The sequence below is a fragment of the Pseudomonas sp. H1_A03 genome, from assembly GCF_054685145.1.
Genome location: NZ_CP162829.1, coordinates 3,155,048 through 3,180,320, shown reverse-complemented (window position 1 = coordinate 3,180,320; position 25,273 = coordinate 3,155,048). Strand labels below are relative to the sequence as shown.

At 61.2% G+C, this 25,273-nt stretch carries 28 protein-coding genes; 8 read left to right on the top strand and 20 right to left on the bottom strand.

Annotated elements, in window-relative coordinates; translation table 11 throughout:
* Window positions 1-27 precede the first annotated feature (27 nt).
* From AB4O35_RS14705 to AB4O35_RS14695, 3 genes are all read left to right on the top strand, one after another.
* The gene (locus AB4O35_RS14705; RefSeq protein ID WP_065872685.1) at window positions 28-903 is read left to right on the top strand and encodes an urea transporter; all 876 of its coding nucleotides are present in this window, start codon (window positions 28-30) and stop codon (window positions 901-903) included.
* A gap of 31 nt (window positions 904-934) precedes the next feature.
* Window positions 935-1,759: an ion transporter gene (locus tag AB4O35_RS14700; RefSeq protein WP_049709249.1), complete on the top strand. Its 825-nt coding sequence runs from the start codon at window positions 935-937 to the stop codon at window positions 1,757-1,759.
* A 105-nt stretch (window positions 1,760-1,864) separates the two neighbouring features.
* Window positions 1,865-2,869 carry a sulfate ABC transporter substrate-binding protein gene (locus AB4O35_RS14695; RefSeq protein WP_065872686.1) on the top strand — a complete coding sequence of 335 codons (1,005 nt, stop codon included), beginning with the start codon at window positions 1,865-1,867 and terminating at the stop codon, window positions 2,867-2,869.
* A gap of 39 nt (window positions 2,870-2,908) precedes the next feature.
* On the opposite strand, the gene AB4O35_RS14690 is transcribed toward AB4O35_RS14695, so the two are convergent.
* Entirely contained in the window at window positions 2,909-4,276 is a 1,368-nt protein-coding gene (locus AB4O35_RS14690) for a hypothetical protein (protein ID WP_065945648.1), read from the bottom strand.
* Window positions 4,277-4,401: 125 nt separating this feature from the next.
* Window positions 4,402-5,016, bottom strand: a complete 615-nt coding sequence (locus AB4O35_RS14685) for a DUF5666 domain-containing protein (protein WP_065872688.1) — start codon at window positions 5,014-5,016, stop codon at window positions 4,402-4,404.
* Window positions 5,017-5,191: 175 nt separating this feature from the next.
* On the opposite strand from AB4O35_RS14685, the gene AB4O35_RS14680 reads away from it, so the two are divergent.
* The gene (locus AB4O35_RS14680; RefSeq protein WP_083207090.1) at window positions 5,192-6,388 is read left to right on the top strand and encodes an MFS transporter; all 1,197 of its coding nucleotides are present in this window, start codon (window positions 5,192-5,194) and stop codon (window positions 6,386-6,388) included.
* Window positions 6,389-6,397: 9 nt separating this feature from the next.
* Here the strand turns inward: AB4O35_RS14680 and AB4O35_RS14675 are convergent, their stop codons facing one another.
* From AB4O35_RS14675 to AB4O35_RS14665, 3 genes are all read right to left on the bottom strand, one after another.
* Window positions 6,398-7,912, bottom strand: a complete 1,515-nt coding sequence (locus AB4O35_RS14675) for a M10 family metallopeptidase C-terminal domain-containing protein (RefSeq protein ID WP_065882451.1) — start codon at window positions 7,910-7,912, stop codon at window positions 6,398-6,400.
* Between the two features lie 305 nt (window positions 7,913-8,217).
* A complete protein-coding gene (locus AB4O35_RS14670; protein WP_065872691.1) occupies window positions 8,218-8,622 on the bottom strand; it encodes a type II toxin-antitoxin system HicB family antitoxin in 405 nt (134 codons plus the stop codon).
* 11 nt (window positions 8,623-8,633) lie between these two features.
* Entirely contained in the window at window positions 8,634-8,822 is a 189-nt protein-coding gene (locus AB4O35_RS14665) for a type II toxin-antitoxin system HicA family toxin (RefSeq protein WP_065872692.1), read from the bottom strand.
* 190 nt (window positions 8,823-9,012) lie between these two features.
* Between AB4O35_RS14665 and AB4O35_RS14660 the strand changes: the two genes are divergently transcribed.
* Entirely contained in the window at window positions 9,013-9,891 is an 879-nt protein-coding gene (locus AB4O35_RS14660) for a LysR family transcriptional regulator (protein ID WP_065945649.1), read from the top strand.
* On the opposite strand, the gene AB4O35_RS14655 is transcribed toward AB4O35_RS14660, so the two are convergent.
* Window positions 9,880-11,001 carry a cytochrome P450 gene (locus AB4O35_RS14655; protein ID WP_065945650.1) on the bottom strand — a complete coding sequence of 374 codons (1,122 nt, stop codon included), beginning with the start codon at window positions 10,999-11,001 and terminating at the stop codon, window positions 9,880-9,882. The genes AB4O35_RS14660 and AB4O35_RS14655 overlap by 12 nt on opposite strands.
* 74 nt (window positions 11,002-11,075) lie before the next feature.
* Between AB4O35_RS14655 and AB4O35_RS14650 the strand changes: the two genes are divergently transcribed.
* Entirely contained in the window at window positions 11,076-11,768 is a 693-nt protein-coding gene (locus AB4O35_RS14650) for an ArsR/SmtB family transcription factor (protein ID WP_065945651.1), read from the top strand.
* A gap of 60 nt (window positions 11,769-11,828) precedes the next feature.
* Here the strand turns inward: AB4O35_RS14650 and phnN are convergent, their stop codons facing one another.
* The 11 genes from phnN to ccmA all read right to left on the bottom strand — a co-directional run bounded on the left by phnN (window position 11,829) and on the right by ccmA (window position 19,982).
* Window positions 11,829-12,401: a phosphonate metabolism protein/1,5-bisphosphokinase (PRPP-forming) PhnN gene (phnN, locus tag AB4O35_RS14645; RefSeq protein WP_065945652.1), complete on the bottom strand. Its 573-nt coding sequence runs from the start codon at window positions 12,399-12,401 to the stop codon at window positions 11,829-11,831.
* A 202-nt stretch (window positions 12,402-12,603) separates the two neighbouring features.
* A complete protein-coding gene (locus AB4O35_RS14640) occupies window positions 12,604-12,999 on the bottom strand; it encodes a hypothetical protein (RefSeq protein WP_065872697.1) in 396 nt (131 codons plus the stop codon).
* 16 nt (window positions 13,000-13,015) lie between these two features.
* Window positions 13,016-14,203: a c-type cytochrome biogenesis protein CcmI gene (gene ccmI / locus AB4O35_RS14635; RefSeq protein WP_065945653.1), complete on the bottom strand. Its 1,188-nt coding sequence runs from the start codon at window positions 14,201-14,203 to the stop codon at window positions 13,016-13,018.
* Window positions 14,196-14,669 carry a cytochrome c-type biogenesis protein gene (locus AB4O35_RS14630; protein WP_043050428.1) on the bottom strand — a complete coding sequence of 158 codons (474 nt, stop codon included), beginning with the start codon at window positions 14,667-14,669 and terminating at the stop codon, window positions 14,196-14,198. The genes ccmI and AB4O35_RS14630 overlap by 8 nt, the downstream gene beginning before the upstream one ends.
* Complete coding sequence (locus AB4O35_RS14625) at window positions 14,666-15,220, bottom strand: DsbE family thiol:disulfide interchange protein (RefSeq protein WP_065882439.1); 555 nt, start codon at window positions 15,218-15,220, stop codon at window positions 14,666-14,668. The genes AB4O35_RS14630 and AB4O35_RS14625 overlap by 4 nt, the downstream gene beginning before the upstream one ends.
* The gene (locus tag AB4O35_RS14620; protein WP_065945654.1) at window positions 15,220-17,211 is read right to left on the bottom strand and encodes a heme lyase CcmF/NrfE family subunit; all 1,992 of its coding nucleotides are present in this window, start codon (window positions 17,209-17,211) and stop codon (window positions 15,220-15,222) included. Before AB4O35_RS14620 ends, AB4O35_RS14625 begins: the two co-directional genes overlap by 1 nt.
* Window positions 17,212-17,214: 3 nt before the next feature.
* A complete protein-coding gene (ccmE, locus tag AB4O35_RS14615; protein WP_065872700.1) occupies window positions 17,215-17,670 on the bottom strand; it encodes a cytochrome c maturation protein CcmE in 456 nt (151 codons plus the stop codon).
* A complete protein-coding gene (gene ccmD, locus AB4O35_RS14610; RefSeq protein WP_049709263.1) occupies window positions 17,667-17,843 on the bottom strand; it encodes a heme exporter protein CcmD in 177 nt (58 codons plus the stop codon). Before ccmD ends, ccmE begins: the two co-directional genes overlap by 4 nt.
* Entirely contained in the window at window positions 17,840-18,595 is a 756-nt protein-coding gene (locus AB4O35_RS14605) for a heme ABC transporter permease (protein WP_065872701.1), read from the bottom strand. Before AB4O35_RS14605 ends, ccmD begins: the two co-directional genes overlap by 4 nt.
* 86 nt (window positions 18,596-18,681) lie before the next feature.
* The gene (ccmB, locus tag AB4O35_RS14600; RefSeq protein ID WP_017734375.1) at window positions 18,682-19,350 is read right to left on the bottom strand and encodes a heme exporter protein CcmB; all 669 of its coding nucleotides are present in this window, start codon (window positions 19,348-19,350) and stop codon (window positions 18,682-18,684) included.
* Entirely contained in the window at window positions 19,347-19,982 is a 636-nt protein-coding gene (gene ccmA / locus AB4O35_RS14595; protein ID WP_065872702.1) for a cytochrome c biogenesis heme-transporting ATPase CcmA, read from the bottom strand. Before ccmA ends, ccmB begins: the two co-directional genes overlap by 4 nt.
* A 200-nt stretch (window positions 19,983-20,182) precedes the next feature.
* Here ccmA and fliK point away from each other — a divergent pair, with 200 nt between their 5' ends.
* Together fliK and AB4O35_RS14585 are read left to right on the top strand one after the other, a co-directional pair.
* On the top strand, window positions 20,183-21,760 hold the full coding sequence (gene fliK / locus AB4O35_RS14590) for a flagellar hook-length control protein FliK (RefSeq protein ID WP_065945656.1): 1,578 nt from the start codon (window positions 20,183-20,185) through the stop codon (window positions 21,758-21,760).
* A complete protein-coding gene (locus AB4O35_RS14585) occupies window positions 21,757-22,086 on the top strand; it encodes an EscU/YscU/HrcU family type III secretion system export apparatus switch protein (RefSeq protein ID WP_065909891.1) in 330 nt (109 codons plus the stop codon). Before fliK ends, AB4O35_RS14585 begins: the two co-directional genes overlap by 4 nt.
* 1 nt (window position 22,087) lies before the next feature.
* On the opposite strand, the gene AB4O35_RS14580 is transcribed toward AB4O35_RS14585, so the two are convergent.
* The 3 genes from AB4O35_RS14580 to moaB all read right to left on the bottom strand — a co-directional run bounded on the left by AB4O35_RS14580 (window position 22,088) and on the right by moaB (window position 25,197).
* Window positions 22,088-23,344, bottom strand: a complete 1,257-nt coding sequence (locus AB4O35_RS14580; protein ID WP_139132496.1) for a hypothetical protein — start codon at window positions 23,342-23,344, stop codon at window positions 22,088-22,090.
* A 103-nt stretch (window positions 23,345-23,447) separates the two neighbouring features.
* Window positions 23,448-24,674 (bottom strand): molybdopterin molybdotransferase MoeA, encoded by a 1,227-nt coding sequence (locus AB4O35_RS14575; RefSeq protein ID WP_065909893.1) that lies wholly within the window; start codon window positions 24,672-24,674, stop codon window positions 23,448-23,450.
* Window positions 24,658-25,197: a molybdenum cofactor biosynthesis protein B gene (moaB, locus tag AB4O35_RS14570; protein WP_048729884.1), complete on the bottom strand. Its 540-nt coding sequence runs from the start codon at window positions 25,195-25,197 to the stop codon at window positions 24,658-24,660. Before moaB ends, AB4O35_RS14575 begins: the two co-directional genes overlap by 17 nt.
* Window positions 25,198-25,273: the final 76 nt, after the last annotated feature.

Sequence of the window (25,273 nt, the reverse complement as noted above, 5' to 3'; positions counted from 1 at the left end):
CAACTCGGTCTGACTGAATGACCCCAAATGCACAACCCATCCTGCCCCGACTGGGCCGAAGCCCTGCTCAACGGTTTCAGCCAGATCTTCCTGCAGCGCCAGCCGCTGTGTGGCCTGCTGTGCCTGCTGGCCATCCTGATCGGCGCCCCCGCCTTGTTCGGCGGGGCGTTGCTGGGTGGTGTGGCGGGGTTGCTCACGGCTCAGCGCCGCGGCTATCCCAAGGCTGAGCGCCAGGCCGGCCTTTATAGCTACAACGGCGTGTTGCTGGGCGTATTGATCAGCCATTGCTTCGCCTGGTCGGCCTTGTTGCCACCGCTGATCCTGGCGTGCGGTGGCTTGAGTGCGATCCTGACCCGGCAATGGTTGAAGCGCGCCAGTCAGCCCGATGACTTGCCAGCGTATACCGCGCCTTTTGTCGTACTGGGTTGGTTGCTACTGGGCATGGTCCCGGAGAGTACACTTACCCTGAGCGAACCCGACACCTTGAACATCCTCACGGCACCTTTTATCGGACTCGCCCAAATCATGCTGCTGGACCAGCCCATCGCCGGGGCCCTGATTGCGCTGGGCTTGTGGCTGGCCAACCGCCGCGCCGCCGTGTGGGCCTTGATTGGCGCCAGTGTCGGCGTGCTGATTGCGCTGTGGCTGGACGAACACGCCAGCGCCCTCCTCGGCCTGCACAGCTACAACCCTGCATTGGCAGCGCTGGCATTGAGCCAAGTGCGCCGGCAACCCTGGCTGCCGCTGCTCGGCATCGTGCTGGCGATCCTCCTCACGCCGGGCTTTGCCGCCCTGCACCTGCCCGCGTTGACCGCGCCATTCATCCTTGCTTGCTGGCTGGTGCGCGCAGGCGGTCGCGTGCTACGCAAACCCTGCATGGACAGGCCCTTCGAATCCCCCTAGGCTTGCCCGATATCAGTTTCAGGCGGGATTTATGGACAGCAACAACGACTGGCGCCAGCGGCTCTACGTCATGGTTTTTCAAAGTGACACCAAGGCCGGACGGCGTTTTGACGGCATCCTGCTGCTGATCATCCTCGCCAGCCTGGTGATCGTGATGCTCGACAGCATCGACCAGATCCACCAGAACTACGCTGACGTGCTGGCCTATATCGAGTGGGGGTTTACCCTCATCTTCCTGATCGAGTACGGGCTGCGGCTGTACTGCTCGCCCAAACCGTTGCGCTATGCCTTCAGCTTTTATGGGCTGGTGGACCTGCTGGCCATCGTGCCCGGCATCCTCGCGCTGTATTACAGCGACGCGCAGTACCTGCTGATCATCCGCATCATCCGGATGCTGCGGATTTTCCGCGTGCTCAAGCTCAGCCCGTACCTCAAGCAGGCCAATTACTTGATGGCGGCGCTGCGCGGCAGCAAGCAGAAGATCGTGGTGTTCCTGGTGAGCGTGTGCACGCTGGTCACGGTATTCGGCACCTTGATGTACGTGATCGAAGGCCCGGAACACGGCTTTACCAGCATCCCCAAAGGTATTTACTGGGCCATCGTCACGCTGACCACCGTGGGCTTTGGCGATATCGTGCCGAAGACGCCGCTGGGCCAGGTGATTTCGTCGCTGGTGATGATCACCGGTTATTCGATCATCGCCGTGCCTACCGGTATTTTCACCGCCGAACTGGCGAGTGCCATGCGCGGCGAACAGCTGCAGACCGACTGCCCGGTGTGCAAGAAAGACAGCCATGAGCCCAACGCCGCGTTCTGCTCGCGGTGTGGGAGTAATCTTTTTCGTAAAGTGGAATAAGCAAAGTGCGTTTTAATCTTTAAACGTCTATGCGCCGCCAGCTATAGTCGCTGGCAAAATGCCCTCACGCGTACAGTAACCTTCTCGAACAACAAGGAATGAGCAGTGAAAAAACTCGTTAGCGCCTCTCTTCTGGCCGCCGGCCTTGCCCTGGCGGGCGCCGCACAGGCTGCCCCGGTCACACTGCTCAACGTCTCCTACGACGTGATGCGCGATTTCTACAAGGACTACAACGCCGCCTTCCAGAAACACTGGGAAGCCGAGCACCCAGACGACAAGCTGACCCTGCAGATGTCTTTCGGCGGTTCCAGCAAACAAGCGCGCTCGGTCATCGACGGCCTGCCGGCTGACGTCATCACCATGAACATGGCCACCGACATCAACGCCCTGGCCGACAACGGCAAATTGGTGCCGGACAACTGGGTCACCCGCCTGCCGGACAACAGCGCACCGTTCACTTCCGCCACTGTATTCATCGTGCGCAAAGGCAACCCGAAAGCCCTGAAAGACTGGCCGGACCTGCTCAAGGACGGCGTGCAAGTGATCGTGCCCAACCCGAAAACCTCGGGTAACGGCCGCTACACCTATCTCTCGGCCTGGGGTTATGTGCTGAAAAACGGCGGTGATGAAGAGAAGGCCAAGGCCTTCGTCGGCAAACTGTTCAAACAGGCGCCTGTGCTGGACACCGGCGGCCGTGCGGCTACCACGACCTTCATGACCAACCAGATCGGCGACGTGCTGGTGACCTTCGAGAACGAAGCTGAAATGATCGCCCGTGAATTCGGCCGTGATCAGTTCGAAGTGATCTACCCAAGCGTCTCTGCCGAAGCGGAGCCGCCGGTGTCGGTGGTCGACAAGGTGGTCGAGAAGAAAGGCACCCGCGTGGCTGCCGAAGACTACTTGAAGTACCTGTGGTCGCCGGAAGGCCAGGAGATCGCGGCGAACAACTACCTGCGCCCACGTGATCCGAAAGTGCTGGCCAAATACACCGACCGCTTCCCGAAAGTTGACTTCCTGTCGGTGGAGAAGACCTTTGGTGACTGGCGCACGGTGCAGAAGACTCACTTCAATGATGGTGGGGTGTTTGACCAGATCTATTCCGGTCAATAAGCCTTGGTTCAAGAGCCCCTGATTTCAGGGGCTTTTGCTTTATGCAGGGATACACCACACACCCTCACTGCCTGTACCCTTCCTGGGAAACGGCGCATCGACTTCAAACCCAGCCCCCTTCAACCGCAGTCGCCCGGCCGGACCGTTCGGGAACTCACTCGCGGCGATGGGCACTACCACAAAGCCACTCTTCTCACCGCAGGCCTCGCTGACGGCCAGTGCTACCGTGGCACGATCAAACGTGACACGACCTTTTGATGGTGAGAACTGTGCCGAGAAATCCACGAGCATCTCGTCGGGCGCCTCTTCAACCTGATAGCTGCCGCTCATGCTGATAGACCCGGCCACAGCGCTCATGGGGACCATGAGGCGTACCGTGTCGGGGTGCTTCAGCTGTGTAATGACAGGATCAATGACCCGCGCCAGGTGCCGATTGCGCTCGCTAATCTCCTCGGCGATCCGTCGATTCAGCGCTGCATCAGGCACATCGACGCTCTGCCTCACGTTCGCCAGCAAACGTTGGACGGGAGTTTGCCCCTCGATGATTGACTGCCACCCATTGGCGTCCAGACGGTCCAGGATATAAATGGCCAATGCGCCCAACGCGTAGCTTTCGCCATCCAGAGACAAGGCTGCAGCGCTCGGGAAGCGTGCCATCACGCCTTGCGCCCAGGCTTCAGGCTCATCCGCAGCAACACTCGCAAAAGTCCGAGCAAGCCCTTCTATGTATTCGGCGGTGCCTTCGAGAATGTCGTAGTAGCGAATGTCCTGAGCCTCCAGGGCAAATTCGGTCTGCCAACGGTCATGCCAATAGCGCGCCTTGCCCAACGCCTGGGGATCACCTTGCAGCGATGCATATAAGGCGTTGATCAAGTGTTGCCGGTACTGCCTGGGCTGGGCCTGAAGAGGATAGCGCCCGGCGCGCGAGCCCGAAATCAATTGCCAACCGGCCTGACCAAAGAAATGAAAGGCTTCATGGGTTGCCAGTGCAAACAATGCTGGCACTGCGCTGGGATTTTTGAGCATGTTGCGCGCTTCAACCTCTGGCAAGGTTTGACCCAGGCCCATATAGACGGTGGGTCGCCCCTCCCACAGCAGTTCCTTGAAGGATTTGTAATCCGACGAAAAACCAAGCGCGTGTACAGGTCCCGCCGCAATCGCCCGATAACCGTTTGCATCGATCAGCCAGGCCGAAACGCCGTCGTACACCAGAATCTGCGCCTGAGCATAAAATCCGGTCTGGCCTTTCAGGCGCTCCATTGTTGCCAGCCTCGGCCAGGCGGATGCGGTAGCCGCGGCCATCCGCTCGACGTAAACCGTGTGAGTGATCGTTTCGAGCTGTTTTTCAGCGGCGACTGTGATGACCGGTATGAGCAGGCAAGGCATCAACATCTGGATAATCCGCATAGTGAGGTTCCTGTCTTGATTCGGCCTGCGAGCGTGCATGCGTCGAATCTACGACAGGCAGCCCCTGCGGCCTTGCCAGACAAGTCCTGTAACTGCGTCGGAACCAGCCTATATGAAAAAGCCAACTACATAGGGGGTGTTACGCCATCTTTGCCGGCCGAGATGGCCTGGGCAGTGACCGTCCCATCCGCCCCCTGCGCCGCAAACAACACCACCTTCACCCCCGCCTTGAGCAAGCTGCGATCCCCTGGTTCCAGGTTGACGATCGGCACACCCTCCGGCACCACGATCTTCTTCTCGCCGCCTTTGTACTTCACGGTCAGGGTACGGCCGTTGCTGACCACCAAGTCGCCAACGGTGCCGTTGGTCATGCTGCTGCCTTCTTTCAAATCAAACGCGCGGTGCCCGTCGCCCGTGCCGGCCATGGCCGGTGGGAACACATGCACTTCAAGCGCAGTCAACGTGCCATCAGCATTGGGCATGGCCGCCGAACCGATGTAACTGCCGGGCTTGATCTCGTCGATCTTGGCCAGGGTGACGGCGCGTACTTGAGTGGCCTGTGTCAAATGCACCGTGACGTCTTCGCCGCTGTTGACCTTGACCTGCATCGTATCGCCGTCCATGGCGGTGATGGCGCCGCGCACGCCCACGCGCGGGGCCTCGGCAGCCTGGGCCAGCCCTACGGCCATGGCGGCAGCAAGCGTGGAAGCCAGGAGCATCTTGTTCAACGTGATCTTCATTGCAATGGATTTCCTGTTTCGGCGGTTGTTTCTGAATGTATCATCCCCCTTCGCGCAGAAAGTTAACGATTCACTCATCATTACCGGGCATGGGTGTTATCACTGCCACCAGCCTACCCAGGCTACGGTGTTGTCTTTAGGCTCGCCCCACTTCCTTCGCTTTTATGAGAACACCATGAACGCTACTTCCCACGCTACAAGCACCATGACCCGGAGCATGGTGATGCTGTTTGCGTTTTGCTGCGGCGCCATCGTCGCCAACATCTACTACGCGCAACCGATCATCGAACTGATCGCGCCGGACATCGGCCTCACGCCTGCCATGGCCAGCCTGATCGTATCGCTGACGCAAATCGGCTACGCCCTTGGCTTGTTTTTCCTGGTGCCCCTGGGCGACCTGCTGGAAAACCGCAAGCTGATGATCGCCACTACCGTGCTCGCTATCGCCAGCCTGCTGGGGGCAGCGTACACCGAACAACCCAACCTGTTTTTGCTGGTGTCGTTGCTGATCGGCTTCAGTTCGGTGTCGGTGCAGATCCTGATCCCGCTGGCCGCGCACCTGGCGCCCGCCGAGTCCCGTGGCCGTGTAGTCGGCAGCATCATGGGTGGCCTGTTGCTGGGTATCCTGCTGGCCCGACCGGTGTCCAGCGTGGTCGCGGACCACTTTGGCTGGCGCGCAATGTTCATGGCGGCGGCGGCGTTGATGGCATTTATCAGCGTGGTGCTGATGCTGACCATTCCTAAACGTCAGCCGGATCACTCCGCCAGCTATGGCCAATTGCTGGGTTCATTGGGCACCTTGCTGCGTCAGCAACCGGTACTGCGCCAACGGGCGTTCTACCAGGGCTGCATGTTCGCCACCTTCAGCCTGTTCTGGACCGCCGCCCCACTGGAGCTGGCGCGTAACCACGGCCTGAGCCAAAGTGAAATCGCGCTGTTTGCCTTGGTCGGTGCCCTGGGTGCCATCGCCGCGCCTATCGCAGGTCGCCTGGCCGACGCCGGCCATACCCACCGCGCTTCGTTGCTGGCCATGCTGTTTGCCGCGCTGAGCTTCCTGCCAGCCTTCGTACATCCGTTGTACAGCGTCATCGGCCTGGCCGTGACCGGCGTGGTCCTGGACTTCTGCGTGCAGATGAACATGGTGCTTGGCCAACGCGCCATCTACGCCCTCGACGCCAACAGCCGCAGCCGACTGAACGCGCTGTACATGACCAGCATCTTCATCGGCGGCGCCTTCGGCTCGGCGATTGCCAGCAGCGTGTATGAACACGGCGGCTGGCTGGGTGTGATGCTGGTGGGCAGCGCGTTTCCGTTGCTGGCGCTGTTGCGGTTCCTCAGCGCTTCGCGTCAGGCCACGGCTGCCACCGCTTGAGTGACGGGTTTAAGGCTGGTTTTCCCCCGCGGATGCCTGGCCGGACGGCGAGGTTATCAGGCTTATCAGCTGCGCGAAAAACGCTAACAGGGTGATGGCAAACATTTGGATCAAGCCGGCGGCGCCTTCCAGTGTCTTATCCTGCAACGGGGCGGGTGCAGGCACGGGTACAGGGGCAGGCGTCGGCGTAGGTAAAGGCTGGACGTTAGGTGTCTTGCCGCCCCCCTGCACGTCGGCTGGCTTGATCTCCCCTTTGCTCTTGACTACCAGGTCTGCGTTGCCCGTGCCTTTCAGGTCAATAGCCAGGCTTGAGAGGCCCGTACGGGGGTCATGCTTGAGCATCGCCTCACCCGCTCGCCCGGTGAACCGGTCAGTAAACACCAGGGCCCCCACACCCGCGTCCTTCATCGCGCCCGAAACGTCGATCTTATCGGTGCCGCTGGTGAAGTCCTCGATCATGTCAGGGTCGGATGGCGTGGAGTCGCTGGCCTTGTCGTAGACAAAGGTGTCTGCGCCGCCACCGCCTCGCAGGGTGTCGCCCCTCCCACCCCCCTTGAGCCGATTACCGGCTTCATTCCCCGATATCGTGTCCCGGCCAGAGCCGCCAATCGCGTTTTCAATCGTGCAGCCCTTGGCAATGGACACATTGCCCTTCAACCCACCTACGTCAGAAAACGATTCGGCATTCAGGTTGATGTTCTGGTCCTGGGAAAAGCCGGAGAAATCCAGCGTGTCGACACCACCACCGTCCCAGACACAGAACACGGGTTTGTCCTTGGCGCTATTGAGGCTCATCGCCTCCCGCTCGGTATTGGAATTGAAGCCATAGGTGGTGTCGGTGTTACGGGTTTGGTGGTTGGCCCCGTACAAGCGTTGCGCCGCCGCGATATCGTCCATCATCGGCGCAGAGGGGTTCTGCCCCTTGAAGTCGTGCCCCTTCTGATTCTTCTCCGACCAATAACTCATCACCGTGCGCGCCTTTGTATCCTCGGCGTAGACCGCGCCGTTCTGGTAATTGGAGCCACCGCCGTTGTAGTTCCCCGGATGGTGCAGGCCAATGGCGTGGCCCACTTCATGGATCGCAGTGACTGAAAAGTGACTGCCCAATGCCGGCGACCCGCTCTCTCTTAGCGTGCCGATCGTGGCAGATGTGTTGGCAGTGGAGCGACCGGGAAATGTGGCAACCCCACGATCACCGCGAGGGTTATTGCGGATATTGAGCGTGCCGTCCGAGTTGCCTGACTGCTCGCGAAAATTGATATTGGCTACGTCCTGCCAGGACTGCACCGCCTGGCGGACGCGTTGCTGCTGTGGTTTGGTGAAACTGTTGTCCACCGTGTAATTCACGTCGACCTTCGAGTCGCCATTACGGTCATGAAATCGCAGGTTGTCCCGCGTGATGTGTTGGGCTGCCTGGTCCGTGGTGTAAGTCGGCTTGTTACCAGCCCCCACACCAAACGGGCCGGGGTCCGATACCGGTAGGTTGTGAAGAGGAATAACGCTACGCAGGTCATAATTGTTCATTGTGCGGCACCTTTGGTTTTAATAAATAGGGCCGGCCAACGGATCGTCGGCCAATCACTCCAGAGGTAAATTCGCACGTTGAAAAATCTGATACCAACGCAGATTTGGTTCTAACCGCAACACCTGTGAGCCCCGAAACACAAGGCGATACACCCAGGAATTCCTTTGCAATTTAAACACTCGACAACACAAATGCCCGGGCGGTATCGGGTTGTTTTGGCAAGAGAAAAACAAAATCTAAAAAAGCAGTGGTTACTCAAGTACGCCGTTTTTCCAGCGCTGAGGACACATCCATTAACCCTTCCTCAGGACCGCACCAGCTTCTCAAGCGCAGCATCCGCCAGGAAGGAAGAACGGCTCTTGATCTTATGCTCACGCACATAACGGTCGATGCGCTGGATGACATAACCAGGCAACGTCACATTGACCTTCTCGGTCTTGCCCAGGTAGGGCGAGATGTCCAATTCCAACATCCCCCAACCCATGCCGGCGTAGTCTTCGTGCGCGTGATGATTGGCGACCGACGTTGGCATCGGAATCGGCCCACCCTCTGCGGCAATCTCTTGCAGCCTGATGTGCGCGACTTCCACTGCGGCCTTGTAGGCCTCTTCAAAACTGTCCCCGGCCGTGACCGCGCCTGGGATATCGGGGATCTGGATACCGGTGGCGGTGAAGTCATCGCCCCATTCGATACAGATTGGGTATTGCATGAATATTCTCCTTAAAACTCAAACAGGCCGGCGCGTTTCCTGATGCTTCTGACAGTGCCCAGCGGCAAATCCTTTTTAGGATGGGGAGCGGGGATCGTGTACGGGTTATAGCGGTGGGTGAATATATGATGACTGCCCGTAACTCGATCTAACACCCAGCCTGCCTCTTGCAGTTCCTTGATCAATAACCTGCTTTGCACCTCAGCCTCCTTGGCCTGGCCTGAATAAAAATAACCCTAGAGTTATCTTTACTCAAGCATAAAATGACCAATCCTGACTGACGGCTGTTTTACCGGATGTTGAAGACCCATCTGCTCAACGCTTAAACACATGACACACGCAGGCCATCGCCTTAGGCTTGGGCGCCGCCAACCCAAACAGGAATCACCGATGGACCGCCTCACCGCCATGGAGACCTTCGTCCACGTTGTCGAGACCGGCTCTTTCTCCGCTGCCGCCAAACGCCTGGGCATTGGCCAGCCCGCCGTCTCCAAAAGCATTGCGCAACTGGAGACGCGCCTGGCGGTGCGCCTGGTACTGCGCTCCACACGGGGCCTGACGCCGACCGAGGCAGGCCTGGCCTTTTTCGAGAAAGCCAAGCGCGCCATCGATGAAGCCAACGCGGCCGACGACGCCGCCCGTGGCGCAGGCGCGGGACTCACCGGCAACCTGCGCATCAGCGCGCCGGTGACCTTCGCCCGGATGCATATCATTCCTCACCTGAGCCCCTTCCTCTCGCAGTTCCCCGAATTGAATGTGGACGTGGTGCTCGACGACCGCAGCCTCAATCTGGTCGAAGAAGGCATCGACGTGGCCCTGCGCATGGGCAACATGAATGACTCGAGCCTCACGGCGCGCAAGATCGGCGAATCGCCGTGCATCATCCTGGGCACCCCGCGCTATTTCGAACGTTTCGGTGAACCCGCCACGCCGGCGGATTTGCTGCAACACGAAGCAATCATCTACACCCGCGGCGAAGGCTCGCACTGGACCTTCACCCAAGGCGACATCGAATACCCGCTCGTCGCCCACGGCCGCGTACGCGTGACGGCGGCTGAAGGTGTCCGCGCAGCCGTATTGAGTCATCTGGGACTGACCTTGTCGTCCACCTGGATGTTTGCGCCGGAACTGGCCAGCGGCGAAGTGAAGCGGGTACTGACCGACTGGACATTACCGCCCAGGGATTTATGGGCGGTGTTCCCCACCGGCAGGATGGCGAGTGCCAAGGCGCGGGCGTTTGTCGAATATGTGGAGGGATTATTGCTGTAGGACCGTACTGCAGAAGCTGGGGATGCGGCCATTCAACGAGGGCCAATAGCTGAACGGGATTGCGCTGGCGAATAAGCTCGGCTGACGCTGCAACATTGCCAGAATAACGTGCGAGGCGATGGTCAACGCGAGCGTCTGCCCTGGGCAATGGTGTCTCCCCGAACCAAAACTGAAGACTCGCCGATGCGCACGTTCAAGCTGGAACGTGTCAGGGTCCGGGTTCGCATCAGGGTCCCGATTGGCAGCCGCCAGCAATACCAGAATCGTATCCCCAGCCTCTACGACACGGCGGCCAATCGTGCAGCGCCTGGCAACGAATCGCCGCGTGTTTTGCACCGGCGAATCGTAGCGGGCCACTTCCTCCACCAGTGCAGCGACCAGGGTTGGTGCGCGTAGGATCTGCTCAACCAGATCAGGTCGCTGACAGAGCAATACCCGCGTATTGCCGATCAGGCCAGCCGTCGCTTCGCAGGTCTGCGACAACAGTCCAATCAGGTTGGCATTCAGCACTTGCGCGTCCTGCCAGTCACCTCTACGAATCAGTGCCAGCAACCCTATTTCCTCAAGCACACCGTTGAACATCTGACTCAATTGCGACACACCAATGTCGGCCTTCTGCAGTTGAGCGGCGTTACTCAACGGTGAGAGGCAGGCCACGAAATCGCGCGTCAAACCGGCGACGGCTTTTAACTGCGTACAGGGCACGCCCAATAGGTGTGCAACCACCGACACCGGGAGGGTGAACATCCATTCATCCGGGGTTTTCATACGGGTGCTGAGCTGCCTCACCACGGTCGCAACGTGCTGCGCGTCCAGGGCGGCCAGCGCCGGTTCGATGATCGCCCTAGGGCAGCGATGGGCAGCGCCTTCATTCATGCGCATCAACCGCGCAAACACCTGGCCTGCTGCACGTTGCGCGATGGCGGGAGGCACTGGCTCATGGGGCGGGCGTACACGACAGTCGGGATGCGCCAAAACAGCCTCCACCGTCTCTGCGCGGCTGGCTACCCACAGCCCAAGTTGGGCATCGAACAGCAGCTCTTCATTGCGCCGCAAACGGGCGTAGTAGACGTAGGGGTCTGCATGGGTGGGGGCGTCAAGCGGCGTCATTGAGTACGTCCTGTTCAAAAAGAACCGTTACTATCGGCGCTCTCGCACGGTGATGATTCGCTCAGGAACGAAGTATGAACGCCCACGACGATGACGCCGCACTCTCACACATCGCCGGCGCAATTGCAGAACCCGCACGCACTCGAATGCTCTGTGCGCTGATGGACGGCCATGCGCGTACCAGCACCGAAATGGCGGTGATTGCCGAGGTCAGCGCATCCACCGCCAGCGCTCACCTGGCCAGGCTCAAGGAGAACGGTTTGATCGAACTGCACACCCAAGGACGTCATCGTTACTACCGCTTGGCGGGGGCCCATATCGCCCAAGCCATCGAGAGCCTGATGGTGATCAGCCGCCACAGCGCCAAGGCGTTTGTGCCGAACACGCCCAGTCGCCTGCAGTTCGCGCGTACCTGTTACGACCATATGGCCGGCACACTCGCCGTGCAGTTGCACGACCATTTCATAGCAACCGGATGGTTGGCCGGCGACGGTAATTACCAGCTCACCGCGCCGGGTGAGAAAGCCATGCTTGACCTGGGTCTGGATGTCACCGCACTGCGGGCGCAACGCCGTCGCTTTGCCTGTGGTTGCCTGGACTGGAGCATGCGCCGCCCGCACCTGGCCGGCGCATTGGGCGCGGCGTTGCTGCAAAGCGTGATCAGCCGTGGATGGGTGACCCAGGACCTGGACAGCCGCGCATTGGGAGTGACGGCCAAGGGGCGCAAGGAATTGGCGGGTCGGTTTGGAATAGAAACAGCAGGGTAATGAAGATCAACTGTGGGAGCTGGCTTGCCTGCTCCCACAGGGTTTAGGGCGCCCAGATAATCAAGCGCATGCCGAGTGCCCGTGGTCGAGGCAGCACAGCAGGCGCTCGACCGTATGCTCCAGCGGGCCGGAATTATCCAGTAGGAACAACCCCGCACCGTTGCCGTCGATCAGCTCGGCGGTGAACTGTGCATTGCGTGCCAGGCGCGCTTCGATATCCGCCAGCGCCTCACGCCCCCGTGCGATCAAGCGCTGGCGCAACACCGCCTGATCCACCGTCAGCAGCAGCACCAGCGACGTCGGATAACGCTCTCGAGTCTGCGCCAAGTGCGCGCGCGAGCCGTTGACCAGCACGTCGTGCCCCGCCGCCAGCCAGTCGTCGATCGCCTTGGGAATGCCATAGGACAAGCCATTCGCCTGCCAACTGAGGGCAAACGCGCCCTCGGCCTGCATCGCGGCAAACCGCTCCGGGCTCACACCTCGCGCGGCCTCGCCCACCGCTTCTGCCGAGCGGGTGATGACGCGGCGCACGATGTGGCAACCGCGCTCGGCCAAACGCGGACGTGCGGCATCCAGCAGGCTGTCCTTGCCCGAGCCGGAAGGCCCGATGAGATAGATCAACCTGCCTGCCATCAGAACACCCTCGTTACTTGTCGCCGGTCACCGGGCCGACGGCGCACACATTACCCCAGGAAGGCCGGTTCGCCACCGGGTATTTCGTTGTTTACAGTAGCGTACCCTGGGCTGATGGCCGAGGAGATCTCCTGTGGCAGCTTCATTGGATGAAGGCAGGCGTTTCAAGCCATGAAAAAGGCGACCCGAAGGTCGCCTTTTGTCATTGCGCGTACTGCTTGCTCAACCCCGGCGGTACACCCTGCACGTCGGTCTCTTCCCACGGCCCGTTCGGGCTGATGGAGCGGCTCCAGCCGTTGCTCCAGCGGTAATACGTGCGCTGGCGGTAGAAGGTGTCGGGCTGCTCTTCCAGCACATACACCTGCATCTTGCCGTCCCAGTGGCTGGCGGCGCCTGGAGGTGGTGCGAAGGTTGGCGATTTGGTTGGCACTGGTTTCGGCGGCGGGGTCACCGGACCGGAAGGCTTGGTGCCTGGCTGGGTCGACGGGCCCGACGGTGGGATGGTCGGGCCGGTAGGCGCAGGAGGTGGCCGGTGGACCGCACAAGCGCTCAGGCCCAATACCAGGCTGAGCAGGGTGATGCGTGCGAGTGCGGTCATAGGCGTTTCCTCAAGTTTACTTATCCGGACTGTCGATGGTCAGCTGCTGCAGCGCAGTGGTGGAGCTGGCCAGGGGTTGGCTGCGGCCGATCCACTCGCCAGCGGTCGGTTGACCGGCCCGGGATATGCGCGCAACCAGTTGGACTTCAGGGAAGTTCGACAGTTTCAACTGCGGCATCATCGCGTCGGCATCGCCCAGTTCGACGGTGATCGGCAGTTCGGCGACGGTGACGCGCTTGGCTGCCAACGGTGCCGGCGGACCTTTCACGGCGCGGGCGAAGATGAATACGCTGTCGGTTGGCAGCGCCTTGGCCTTCACGTCGGCGGACACGTCCACCCGGACGTTCATCACGGATTTTTGAGGGGCGACGGTGCCGCCGCTCTCTTTCAGCTTCTCGGCCGCACGGTCGATGCCGCCTTGCAGCGCCGCACGGGAATTGTCTCCCGGCGGCAATTGCGCCAGCAGACGGTTCCAGTAATCGATCGCTTCCTGATAACGCTGACCTTCAAACGCCGCGATACCCAGCAGGCCAAGGCTGGTGACTTCCTTCGGGTCAAGCTTCAACGCTTCGTCAGTCAGCGCCTGGACCTTCGGCGACCACTGTTTATTGTCGGCAAAGTACTGCGCCTGGGCCCATTGGCCGAGCAGTTCCGGCTGGCGCCCGGCCAGTGCCACGGTGCGTTCGAAGACTTTCGCGGCATCGGCGGAACGGTCCTGAGCCATGTAGGCGCGACCGAGGAAATACAGGCCTTCCGCCGAATCCGGCTGCGCGGCCGCGGCGCGCTCCAGGCGCTGGGTCATGTCTTCCATGGACACTGGCGGCTGGGAGAATTCGCGGGTCAGCTCGACCTTATCGCTCGCGCCGTAATGCAGGTACAGCGCAACGCCCAGGACAGGCACCAAAAAGGCCGCCAACAATGGCAGCGGTTTGCCCAAACGCGATTCGCGAGGCTTTTCCACGCCTTCGGTGTCAGCCAGCAATTCGCGGGCAGCTTCGGCGCGACCGGTGTCGAGTTGCGCGGCATTCAGCACGCCTTCGTCCTGCTGCACTTGCAGCTCGGCGACGCGCTCCTGGTACAGCGCCACGTTCAGCGCAGTGCGGTCCTCTTCACGCTGGGCACGGCGGCCACGCAACACAGGGATCAACAGGAAACTCAGGGCAATCAGTAGCAGCAAGCCGGCTGCGAGCCAGAAATCAATCATCAGTCTTGGTGTCCAGCAATTGGTCGAGGCGTTTACGCTCTTCGGGGGACAGCGCGTCGGAACCATCGGTAGGCGCGGCGCGGCGGCGGCGCACGATCACGGCCATCACCACCACGCCGGCCAGCAACAGCCCGGCAGGGCCGAACCAGAGCAGCGCGGTCTTGCCGGTGAGGGCCGGTTTGTAGCGCACGAAATCACCGTAGCGGTCGACCATGAAGTCGATGATCTGCTGGTCGTCCTTGCCCTCCCCCAGCATGCGGAAGATCTCTCTGCGCAGGTCGGTGGCGATGGGCGCGTTGGAATCGGCGATGTCCTGGTTCTGGCATTTGGGGCAGCGCAGTTCCTTGGTGAGGTCGCGGAAACGCTCACGCTCGGCGTCGTTGGCAAATTCGTAGGTGTCGATGGCGGCGTGGGCCACGCCAGCCAATCCGAGCGCCAGAACAGCGGCGGCTAACAAGCGCTTCATGGCTTGGCCTCATCGACCAGCGCCTGGTACTTGGCGGCCAATTGTTCGCGCCAGACCACCTCATCGATCACACCCACGTATTTGTCGCGGATCACGCCCTTGGCATCGATGAAGAAGGTTTCCGGGGCACCGTACACGCCAAGGTTCAGGCCGAGGTTGCCGTCTTCATCACGGATATCCAACTGGTACGGGTTGTGGAACTCGGCCAGCCACTTCAAGGCCGCTGCGTTGTCGTCCTTGTAGTTGATGCCGTAGATCACCACGCCCTTCTCGGCCAGTTTGTTCAGCACCGGGTGTTCGACGCGGCACGAGATGCACCAGGTGGCCCATACATTTACCAACGCAGGTTTTCCAAGAAGATCGGCCCTGGTGAGTTGCTTAGTGCCCTGCACGTCTGCCAGTGAAAACTCCGGAAACGGCTTATTTATTAGCGCCGAGGGCAATGTAGTGGGATCACCCTTTTTAAGCTGCACAACTACAATCGTAGCGAACGCGCCAAGTACTGCGGCTATCAAGCCCACGACTATCCAGCGCTTACCATCAATACTCATCAGCTAACCCCTTGAGCGGTCAAACCAATCGCTTCACGCACCCGGCTCTTGACCTTGACCCGATAACGCCGATCCAGCGCGGCGAGCAAACCACCGAAACCGGTGAGCAAACCGCCGAACCAGATCCAGCGCACGAACGGTTTCACATGCACGCGCACTGCCCAGGCACCTTCGCCCAGCGGTTCACCCAGCGCCACATAGAGGTCGCGGGTGAAACCGGCGTCGATCCCGGCTTCGGTCATCATCGAGCTCTGCACGGTGTACAAGCGTTTTTCCGGGTGCAGCACGGCGATTTCCTGGCCGTTGCGCACGACGCGCACGGTGCCTTTGTCTGAGGTGAAGTTCGGGCCTTCGAAGTGCTTGGCGCCTTCGAAGATGAAGTGGTAACCGGCCAGGTCCATGGACTCACCCGGTGCCAGGCGCAGGTCGCGCTCGGCGCTGTTCTGGCTGGAAAGCACCACGCCCAGGGCGCACACGGCGATGCCGATGTGGGCGATCTGCATGCCCCAGTAACTGCGGGTCAACGTCGGCAAGCCTTTGAGCAGGCCTTTGTGGCGAGTCTTGTCGAAGATGTCGCGCACGCCGGCCAGCAATACCCAGGCAGCCAGCAGGAAGGTCGCAAGCACTGCCCAGTTGAAGTCGCCATACGCTACACCTGCGATCACCGCCAACGCCACGCTGCCGAGCAACACCGGCATCAGCATGCCGGCCAGCCATTTCACCGGGGTGTCTTTCCAGCGCACCAGCATGCCAACCGCCATCACCACCATCAACAGGCCCATCAACGGGATAAACAGCGCGTTGAAGTACGGCGGGCCGACGGACAGTTTGGCGCCACTGAGGGCATCCAGCACCAGCGGATACAGAGTGCCGAGCAGGATCATTGACGCGGCGACCACCAGCACCAGGTTATTGCCCAACAGCAGGGTTTCCCGCGACCACAGGTTGAAGCCAACCTGGCTCTTGACCACCGGGGCGCGCAGGGCGAACAGGGTCAGGGAACCGCCGACGACAAACAGCAGGAAGATCAGGATGAACACGCCGCGTTCCGGGTCAGACGCAAACGCGTGCACCGACGTCAGCACGCCCGAACGCACGAGGAATGTGCCGAGCAGGCTGAGGGAAAATGCCGCGATGGCCAGCAACACGGTCCAGCTCTTGAACACGCCGCGCTTTTCGGTGACGGCCAGCGAGTGAATCAATGCCGTGCCGACCAGCCAAGGCATGAAGGAGGCGTTTTCCACCGGGTCCCAGAACCACCAGCCACCCCAGCCAAGCTCGTAGTAAGCCCACCACGAACCGAGGGTGATACCGATGCCGAGAAACGCCCAGGCGACGATGGTCCACGGCCGCGACCAGCGCGCCCAGGCTGCATCGAGACGCCCGCCGAGCAAGGCGGCGATGGCGAAGGCGAAGGCCACGGAGAACCCCACGTACCCCATGTAAAGCATCGGCGGGTGCACGATCAGGCCGATGTCTTGCAGCAGCGGGTTGAGGTCGTGCCCGTTTACCGGGATCTGCGGCAAGATGCGCGTGAAGGGGTTGGAGGTCATGATCAGGAACAGCAGGAAACCGATGCTGATCATGCCCATCACCGCCAGCACCCGCGCCAGCATCACTTGCGGCAGTTGGCGCGAGAACACCGACACGGCGAAGGTCCAGCCGCCGAGGATCAACGCCCACAGCAGCAACGAACCTTCGTGGGCGCCCCACACGGCGCTGAATTTGTAGTACCACGGCAGCGCGCTGTTGGAGTTATTGGCGACATAGGCGACGGAAAAGTCGTCGGTCATGAAGGCGTAGGTCAGGCAGCCAAACGCGAACAGCAGGAACGCGAACTGGCCCCAGGCGGCCGGCTGCGCCAGGCTCATCCACAAGCGGTCACCGCGCCAGGCGCCAAGCAATGGCACCACGGCCTGGACGATGGCAAAGCACAGGGCGAGGATCATCGCCAACTGGCCCAGTTCCGGAATAAACAGTGCGGACGTCATGGCTCAGCCCTCCTTGGCAGGCATTGGCGCGGACTGGCCGCTGTCTTTCAACGCTTTGGTGACTTCTGGCGGCATGTATTTTTCGTCGTGCTTGGCCAGCACTTCATCGGCCACCACTACGCCGTCGGCGTTGAGCTTGCCCAGGGCGACGATGCCTTGGCCTTCGCGGAACAGGTCCGGGAGGATGCCGCGGTAGGTGATGGTCACAGATTTGCTGAAGTCGGTGACCACAAAGGTCACGTCCAGGGAATCGCCGGAACGCTTCAAGGAGCCCTTCTCCACCATGCCGCCAGCACGGATGCGCGTATCGACAGGCGCTTCGCCGTTGGCGATCTGGGTCGGGGTGTAGAACAGGTTGATGTTCTGCTGCAGAGCGCTCAAGGCCAGGGCCACGGCAATGCCGACGCCAGCGAGGATGGCAAGGATGATCAACAGACGCTTTCTACGCAGCGGATTCACTTTTCGGTCTCCCGGCGCAGACGACGCGCCTCTTGTTGCAGGTAACGCTTGCGGGCCAGGATCGGCGCGGCGACGTTGAGGGCCAGCACTGCCAGGCAGATGCCATAGGCCGTCCAGACATACAGGCCGTGGTGGCCCATGGCGATAAACTCGCTGAAAGAAGCAAAACTCATCCACGCGCTCCCAGGCTGCTGTGCACTTCGGCCTTGACCCAGCTGGTGCGGGCTTCACGCTTGAGCACTTCAAGGCGCATGCGCATCAGCAGCACGGCGCCGAAGAAACAGTAGAACCCCAGCACCATCAGCAGCAGCGGCGCCCACATTTCCACAGGCATCGCCGGTTTTTCGGTGAGGGTGAAGGTGGCGCCCTGGTGCAGGGTGTTCCACCACTCCACCGAGTATTTGATGATCGGGATGTTGATCACACCGACAATCGCCAGCACCGCGCAGGCCTTGGCGGCGCTGTCACGATTGCTGATCGCATTGCCCAGGGCAATCAGACCGAAGTACAGGAACAGCAGGATCAACATGGACGTTAGTCGCGCATCCCACACCCACCATGACCCCCAGGTCGGCTTGCCCCAGATCGCGCCGGTGACCAGCGCCACGGCGGTCATCCACGCACCGATGGGCGCGGCGCATTGCAGGGCAACGTCTGCGAGCTTCATCTTCCACACCAGCCCGACCACGCCGCACACGGCCAGCATCACGTAGCAGGACTGGGCCAGCATCGCGGCGGGAACGTGGATATAAATGATGCGAAAGCTGTTGCCTTGCTGATAGTCCGGCGGCGCGAAGGCCAGGCCCCAGACCAGGCCGATGCCGATCAGCAACACGGCAGCGATGCTCAAACACGGCAGCAGTTTGCCGCTGATGCCATAGAACCATTTGGGCGAGCCGAGCTTATGAAACCAGGTCCAGTTCATTGCTGTTTCCATCACGGTTGCTTCTTGTCGTGGCAAGAAGCGTAGGGTCTTTACTGACTGAACGTATAGCGCTCAGTCAGACCTCATTATTCGCCAACGCTGATCTTCAGGCCGGCCGCTATAGCAAAGGGTGTCAGGGTTACCGCCAGGGCGGTCAGGCTACCAAGCCACAGGAGGTAACCGGTCGCCGGCATGCCCATGAGCGCGGCTTGCAACGCACCGCTGCCCAGGATCAGCACCGGGATATACAAAGGCAGAATCAACAGGGCCAGCAACAGGCCGCCGCGCTTCAAACCCACGGTCAATGCCGCGCCCACCGCGCCCAGCAAACTGAGCACCGGTGTACCGAGCAGCAGGCTCAGGAGCAGGATCGGCAGGCATTCGGTGGGCAGGCCCAGCATCATCGCCAGCAGCGGCGAGAGCAAGACGAGCGCCAGGCCGGAAAAAGCCCAGTGTGCCAGTACCTTGGCCAGTACCAGAAGTGGCAAAGGGTGCGACGAAAGGACCCACTGTTCCAGGGAACCGTCTTCGAAATCACTGCGAAACAGCCCGTCCAGCGAGAGCAGGACGGATAAAAGTGCGGCGACCCACACCAGTCCCGGGGACAAGGTTTGCAACAGTTTAGTCTCGGGGCCGACCGCCAACGGGAACAACGCGATAACAATGGCGAAGAATACCAGCGGGTTGGCCAACTCGGCCGGGCGACGACACAGCAGCCGCGCTTCGCGGGCAACCAGCAGGGCGAATACGCTCATGCCGACCACCGCCCCAGGTCCAGGTCACGGTAACCGGCGGGCATGCGATTTAGCGTGTGATGAGTGGTGAGCACAACCAGGCCGCCCCGCTCGCAGTGTTGGGCCAGGTGTTCTTCCAACTGGGCGACGCCTTGTTTATCGAGGGCGGTGAACGGTTCATCGAGAATCCACAACGGCGGGCCGGGCAGATACAAACGCGCCAGGGCCACGCGGCGCTGTTGGCCGGCGGACAGGGTGTGGCAGGGCACGTCTTCGAAACCCTTGAGACCAACAGCGGCCAGAGCCTGCCAAATGGCATCGCGCGCAGCAGGATGATGCAGGGCGCTGAGCCAACTGAGGTTTTCTTCGGCGGTGAGCACGTCCTTGATGCCGGCGGCGTGGCCGATCCAGATCAGGTTGCGTGCCAGTTCGGTGCGTTGTTCGTTGAGGGGCTTGCCGTTGAGGCGTACCTCGCCGGCCGTCGGCTGCATCAGCCCGGCCAGCAGGCGCAGCAAACTGGTCTTGCCGCTGCCGTTGGGGCCACTGATCTGCACCATGTCACCGCCCGCCAGCCGCAGTTCGAGATGCTCGAACAGCAGGCGCAGGTCGCGTTCACAGGAGAGCGCTACGGCTTCAAGAAGAGGGCTGGTCAAAAGATCGCGGGCCTTTACGGTTCAAGTCGGCGGTGCAGCGGCCGTTAAAGAGAAATGCACAATAACGGCTTTGGCGACCGATTTTAGAGAGCTGGATCAAATAGTTGTGAGGTTTTTAGCGCTCTCTTTGCAGACGGGCGGCATTATACATGTGATGCCCTACTCTAAAGAGGGCAATTTCCCCAGAGACGACGCGCGCGATGACCGGTGAGATCAACCTTCCTACGCTTCCACCTGCTACTGCGGCCGGGCCCAGCCTTGCGCCTGCGGCCGGTGAATTGCTGAAACTGCTGGAGCCGCAGATCGGCTTGATCGACCCCGGGAAAACCGCAAACGCCGAAGTGATCGCCCTGAAGCAAGGCGGTGAAGCCTTTCAGTTGCTACTCAAATTGACCTTGGAAGGTGGCCGCCAGACCCTGGTGCAAGCCAGCAGCGCCCAACCCTTGCCGCTGGGCAGCAATGTCGCGGTCAGCCAGACGCCCGCCGGCAACCTGACGCTCAGCCTGCAGCAGGCCTTGAGCGCGAATGTAGCCGCCCTCACCCGCATCGATACCAATCAGATGCCGGTGGGCACGCTGTTGCAGGCCAAGGTGCTGACCACTCAAATGCTGCCCCAAGGCACGGCGCAACCGGCGATCTACCGCTCACTGGTGACCGTCCTCAACAGCGCACTGACGGGCGCCACCCTGACCGTGGAAAGCCCGCAGCCGTTGCGCGTCGGCAGCCTGCTCAGTGCCGTGGTGCAGAACGCGCAGACCTTGAATTTTGTACCCTTGAGCGGGCTCAAGGATCAGTTGGCCGTCACGCAGCAACTGTCGACCCAACAAAGTCGCCAAGGCTCGCTGGATGCGGTGTTCACTGCGCTGCAAAACCTGCCGCGCGGCGACAGCACCTCCGCCAACCTGCGCGCCGCCGCCGACCGTTTGCTGGCCGCCTTGCCGGATTTGGCCCAGGTCAGCAACCCCAAGGTGCTAGCGCAAGTCATCCAGAACAGCGGGGCGTTTCTTGAAGCCAAGCTGCTTGCCGGGCAAAACCCGCAAGTTCCCCCACTGGACATGAAAGGTGCCTTGCTGCGCCTGGTCGCGGACTTGTTGCCCGCCCTGCCCGCCAGCACCAACCTGAACGCCATCCTCGCCGCCAATACCCTGGCCCAGGTGCTGCCCAACTTCGTACGCAGCCCGCTGAACACCCTCGGCCAAGTCAGCGCCCGACAGCTGCCCGCTGGCTTTCCGCTGCCCGAACGCCTGATGGCCAAACTGGAAGGCGAAGGCGACCTGGAAAACCTGCTGCGCCTGGCCGCCGGGGCTATCTCGCGCTTGCAAAGCCATCAACTGTCGAGCCTGGAGCAGACCGGCACCACCGCCGACGGTCGCCTGCAAACCACGTGGCAGTTGGAAATCCCTATGCGCACCCTGCAGGACATCGTGCCCTTGCAGGTCAAGTTCCAGCGCGAAGAACCGGCGCAGGACAAAGACCAGCCCGAACGCAAAGACAAGAAGGACGCCAAACAGATGCTCTGGCGCGTCGAGTTGGCGTTTGATATGGAGCCACTGGGGCCGTTGCAGGTCCAGGCGCAACTGAGCCAGGGCAAACTGTCCAGCCAGCTGTGGGCGACCCGGCCATTCACCGCCAGCCTGATCGAAAGCCACTTGGGCAACCTGCGCGAACGCCTGGTGACCTCGGGCCTTAACGTCGGCGACCTCGATTGTCACCTCGGCACCCCGCCGCGCGGGCCCAAAACCGGATTGGAGCAACGCTGGGTGGATGAGACCGCATGAAAAACCCAAGCCCACCGCGCCAGGCGATTGCCCTCAAGTACGACGGCCAGCAGGCACCCAACCTGACGGCCAAGGGCGATGATGCCCTGGCCGAAGCGATCCTGAAGTTGGCGCGGGAAAATGAAGTGCCCATCTATGAAAACGCAGAGCTGGTGAAGCTGCTGGCGCGCATGGAGTTGGGCGACAGCATTCCGGAGGAGTTGTACCGCACGATTGCCGAGATCATTGCGTTTGCCTGGACGTTGAAAGGCAAGTTTCCGGTGGGGTATGACCCGCATGCGGGGCCGGTGGAGCGCGACGTGACCGAACGTGGGGATGACTACTGAATCAGCCGGGCATCACACCGGCCAACACGCGGGCCGCGACCGACGTGGCAACGGGCTTGCGCTGCGCATGCTGCTTCAACGCCTGCTCGAACGTCTGCCCCTCGTACCGCCGCAATGCTGCACCGAACGCGCTGGCCTGAGCCGGCGGAAGTGGAGCAGTGAAGGCCTCGATGAACTGCGCGTTAATGACGGTGTTGCGAACATTGTCTATCTCCGCCTTGATGGAACGGCTATCTCGGGCAGTAACATGATCGAACAGGACCTGATCCTTGATCACAAACGCCTTCGTACCTGGTGCGCGCTGGGCGACGAGCACGTTTTGCTGACCGTCCCAGGCCGACAGTGAATACTCTTTGAGCCTGCCCTGATTGCTCTTGACCGACTCGATACTCTGGCCACGATGCTCCAGACCCGCACTGAAAAACTGGCTCAGGACATTGAAGTCCATCACCGCCTCATCCGTCCCACGTTTGAGAATCCGGCAGCACAAGGTCGCCAGGTCCACCTGGATATCATGGAAATGCAGCTTGGGCGCTTGGCTCAAACGTGCGACATCGGCGATCTTCTGATTGAAGTCATTTGGCCACAGGTACAACGCGTCCCGCGTCAATGGCTGCCCCAAGCGCTTTTCCATAGGCCCCATGAACTGCTGAACCAGTGCCGCGCCCTGATCATGCACTTGCAGCATGCTGGTACCGGGCATACGGTTCTGGATCATATTCTTCACAACATCGGTGTTGAGCGCGAACTGGCCAGTCAGAAAGGTGGTTTTACCCGCTGACGGCGCACCGCGAACTATCGAGACATCTTGCGACACGGCAGGTGCCTGGTCGTGGAGGATTGACTGGAACTGCGTCAGGTACTTCTCTGCCAACTGCGCCGTCAGATTTTTCAGGATGTTGGCATTGAGGCTTTCCACCTCAGGCAGCCAGACGTTTCTTTTACCCAGAGCCTGCGCCAGTGTTGGCATACTGCTGTCAGCCGCAGCCGGGTTGGACCAGCCCAACCGCTCGTTATCCTGCAGCCGTTGCAACTGCCCTGGGTTGCGCGTCAACGCCTGCCAGGAAGTAATATTCGGATCGGCGATCATGCAGGCAAGTCGCTCTCGATAATTGTCCTCGGAAGGCGGCCGGCCAATCAATTCGCTCAAGACCCTACGCGCATTGGTTGAATTGATTGAGGCTGCAGTGGGCATGCCGGGCTCGGCGTAAACGGGCGCCTCCACGCTATTAATGGATGTAGCACGTTGGATAGTCATCGTCAGTCCTCCAGTTAACCAGAACTCGGCAAATTAGCCTGCCCGCTCAGGTTTACTCATAGGACTTTTCTTGAGCGTCAGTCAGCCACCGATGAACTGCGCGTCAGCCCATTACTTCACTCAAAGGAATGAAGTTGACCCGGTCGCCAATCGTCAATGTCGTGCCTTCCAACACCTCCACAAACCCTTGCGCCCACGCCGCACTGCGCAGCACGCCGGAACTCTGGTTGCGATAGATGATCGCCTGGCCCTGCTCGATACGCCCGCGCAGGTATTCGCGACGATTGCCCGGTTTGGGCCACACGAACCCCACCGGCACTTCAAAGCGCAGCGGCTCGACATCTTGCACGCCTTGACGGCGCAACAAATAAGGGCGCGCTAGCAGCGCAAACGTCACCAGCGTCGAGGCCGGATTGCCCGGCAGGCCGATCACCGGCACGCCTCGGAAGTGGCCGAAGGTCAGCGGCTTGCCTGGCTTGATCGCCAGTTTCCACAGCGCCAGCTCACCCTCTTCACGCAGGGCAATGCCGAGGAAGTCCGCCTCGCCTACCGACACACCGCCGGTCGACAGGATCAGGTCGACATTGCCCAGATCGGCCAGGCGAGTGCGGGTCCGGTCCAAGTCATCGGGCAGGATGCCGGCGTCGATCACTTCGCAACCCATGCGCGCCAGCCATGAGCAGAGCACGCCACGGTTGCTGTTGTAGATCTGCCCCGGCCCGAGCGGCAAGCCCGGCTCGATCAATTCATCGCCGGTGGACAACACCGCCACACGCGGTCGGCGTACTACTGCCAGGCAATCACGGCCAAGGGAAGCGGCCAGGCCCAGCTCAATCGGGCCCAGGCGCGTGCCGGCCGTTAACACAAGCTCGCCTACGGTGGTTTCCTGGCCTTGGGGGCGGATGTTCTGATCGATGTGCAGGGCTTCGGTGAAGCTCACGCGCTCGTCGGCGTGAACCACAGCGTTTTCTTGCATTTCCACACAGTCAGCACCTTCGGGAACCGGCGCGCCGGTGAAGATCCGCGCGCAGGTGCCGGTGGCCAGGGGCTGTGGCGACTGACCTGCGAAGATGCGCTGGCTCACTGCCAACGGTTCACCGGTCCAGTCCGCCAAGCGCACGGCGTAACCGTCCATGGCGCTGTTCGGCCAAGGCGGCAGGTCGAGCGTAGAGATCAGGTCCTGGGCCAATACACGGCCATCGCAGTCAGCCAGGGGCAGCGTTTCCTGCTCGCGGATCGGCGCGGCTTCGGCCATCGCCAGCAGTTTTTGCAAGGCCTCTTCCACCGGCATCAGGGCGCCGGTCTTGCCAGGCTTACCCACGGGATTCACAAGGCTCGGCCTGCTTCAGGTGCGGTACGAAGTTGCACGGGCGATGACGGTTGTCCAACTGCTCGGCGAGGATGCCATCCCAGCCGGTACGCACCGCATTGGTGGAACCCGGCAGGCAGCACACCAGGGTGCCATTGGCCAAGCCTGCCAATGCGCGAGACTGCACGGTAGAGGTGCCGATATCAGCCACGGATATCTGGCGGAACAGCTCGCCAAAACCGTCGACCTGTTTATCGAGCAGGCAACTGACGGCCTCAGGCGTGCTGTCACGGCCGGTGAAGCCGGTGCCGCCGGTGATCAACACCACTTGCACCACGTCTTCGGCGATCCAGTGGGCGACTTGGGCGCGGATTTTGTAAAGGTCGTCCTTGAGCAGCACGCGCTCGGCCAGGGTATGGCCAGCGGCGGTGAGACGGTCGACGAAGACCTGGCCCGAGGTGTCGGTGTCCAGGGTGCGGGTGTCACTGACGGTCAATACAGCGATATTCAGGGGTACGAAGGGCGCATCTGCCTTGGCGTTCATGGCACGGTCCGGTTGTCGAAGGAACAGCCCGATGTTATATCACAGGCCCCCCTTTTGCTGCCGCTGCGGAACCGCC

Excerpts from the sequence above, each read along its gene's own strand:
- AB4O35_RS14670 (WP_065872691.1), bottom strand. The coding sequence starts at position 8,622 with ATGCAATACCCAATCTGTATCGAATGGGGCGATGACTTCACCGCCACC.
- fliK (WP_065945656.1), top strand. The coding sequence starts at position 20,183 with ATGACCGGTGAGATCAACCTTCCTACGCTTCCACCTGCTACTGCGGCC.
- AB4O35_RS14630 (WP_043050428.1), bottom strand. The coding sequence starts at position 14,669 with ATGAAGCGCTTGTTAGCCGCCGCTGTTCTGGCGCTCGGATTGGCTGGC.
- ccmD (WP_049709263.1), bottom strand. The coding sequence starts at position 17,843 with ATGAGTTTTGCTTCTTTCAGCGAGTTTATCGCCATGGGCCACCACGGC.
- AB4O35_RS14705 (WP_065872685.1), top strand. The coding sequence starts at position 28 with ATGCACAACCCATCCTGCCCCGACTGGGCCGAAGCCCTGCTCAACGGT.
- moaB (WP_048729884.1), bottom strand. The coding sequence starts at position 25,197 with ATGAACGCCAAGGCAGATGCGCCCTTCGTACCCCTGAATATCGCTGTA.
- AB4O35_RS14660 (WP_065945649.1), top strand. The coding sequence starts at position 9,013 with ATGGACCGCCTCACCGCCATGGAGACCTTCGTCCACGTTGTCGAGACC.
- AB4O35_RS14625 (WP_065882439.1), bottom strand. The coding sequence starts at position 15,220 with ATGAGTATTGATGGTAAGCGCTGGATAGTCGTGGGCTTGATAGCCGCA.
- AB4O35_RS14680 (WP_083207090.1), top strand. The coding sequence starts at position 5,192 with ATGAACGCTACTTCCCACGCTACAAGCACCATGACCCGGAGCATGGTG.
- AB4O35_RS14675 (WP_065882451.1), bottom strand. The coding sequence starts at position 7,912 with ATGAACAATTATGACCTGCGTAGCGTTATTCCTCTTCACAACCTACCG.
- ccmI (WP_065945653.1), bottom strand. The coding sequence starts at position 14,203 with ATGATTGATTTCTGGCTCGCAGCCGGCTTGCTGCTACTGATTGCCCTG.
- AB4O35_RS14580 (WP_139132496.1), bottom strand. The coding sequence starts at position 23,344 with ATGACTATCCAACGTGCTACATCCATTAATAGCGTGGAGGCGCCCGTT.
- AB4O35_RS14685 (WP_065872688.1), bottom strand. The coding sequence starts at position 5,016 with ATGAAGATCACGTTGAACAAGATGCTCCTGGCTTCCACGCTTGCTGCC.
- ccmB (WP_017734375.1), bottom strand. The coding sequence starts at position 19,350 with ATGAGCGTATTCGCCCTGCTGGTTGCCCGCGAAGCGCGGCTGCTGTGT.
- AB4O35_RS14700 (WP_049709249.1), top strand. The coding sequence starts at position 935 with ATGGACAGCAACAACGACTGGCGCCAGCGGCTCTACGTCATGGTTTTT.
- phnN (WP_065945652.1), bottom strand. The coding sequence starts at position 12,401 with ATGGCAGGCAGGTTGATCTATCTCATCGGGCCTTCCGGCTCGGGCAAG.
- AB4O35_RS14640 (WP_065872697.1), bottom strand. The coding sequence starts at position 12,999 with ATGACCGCACTCGCACGCATCACCCTGCTCAGCCTGGTATTGGGCCTG.
- AB4O35_RS14620 (WP_065945654.1), bottom strand. The coding sequence starts at position 17,211 with ATGACGTCCGCACTGTTTATTCCGGAACTGGGCCAGTTGGCGATGATC.
- AB4O35_RS14605 (WP_065872701.1), bottom strand. The coding sequence starts at position 18,595 with ATGAACTGGACCTGGTTTCATAAGCTCGGCTCGCCCAAATGGTTCTAT.
- AB4O35_RS14650 (WP_065945651.1), top strand. The coding sequence starts at position 11,076 with ATGAACGCCCACGACGATGACGCCGCACTCTCACACATCGCCGGCGCA.
- AB4O35_RS14690 (WP_065945648.1), bottom strand. The coding sequence starts at position 4,276 with ATGCGGATTATCCAGATGTTGATGCCTTGCCTGCTCATACCGGTCATC.
- AB4O35_RS14655 (WP_065945650.1), bottom strand. The coding sequence starts at position 11,001 with ATGACGCCGCTTGACGCCCCCACCCATGCAGACCCCTACGTCTACTAC.
- AB4O35_RS14585 (WP_065909891.1), top strand. The coding sequence starts at position 21,757 with ATGAAAAACCCAAGCCCACCGCGCCAGGCGATTGCCCTCAAGTACGAC.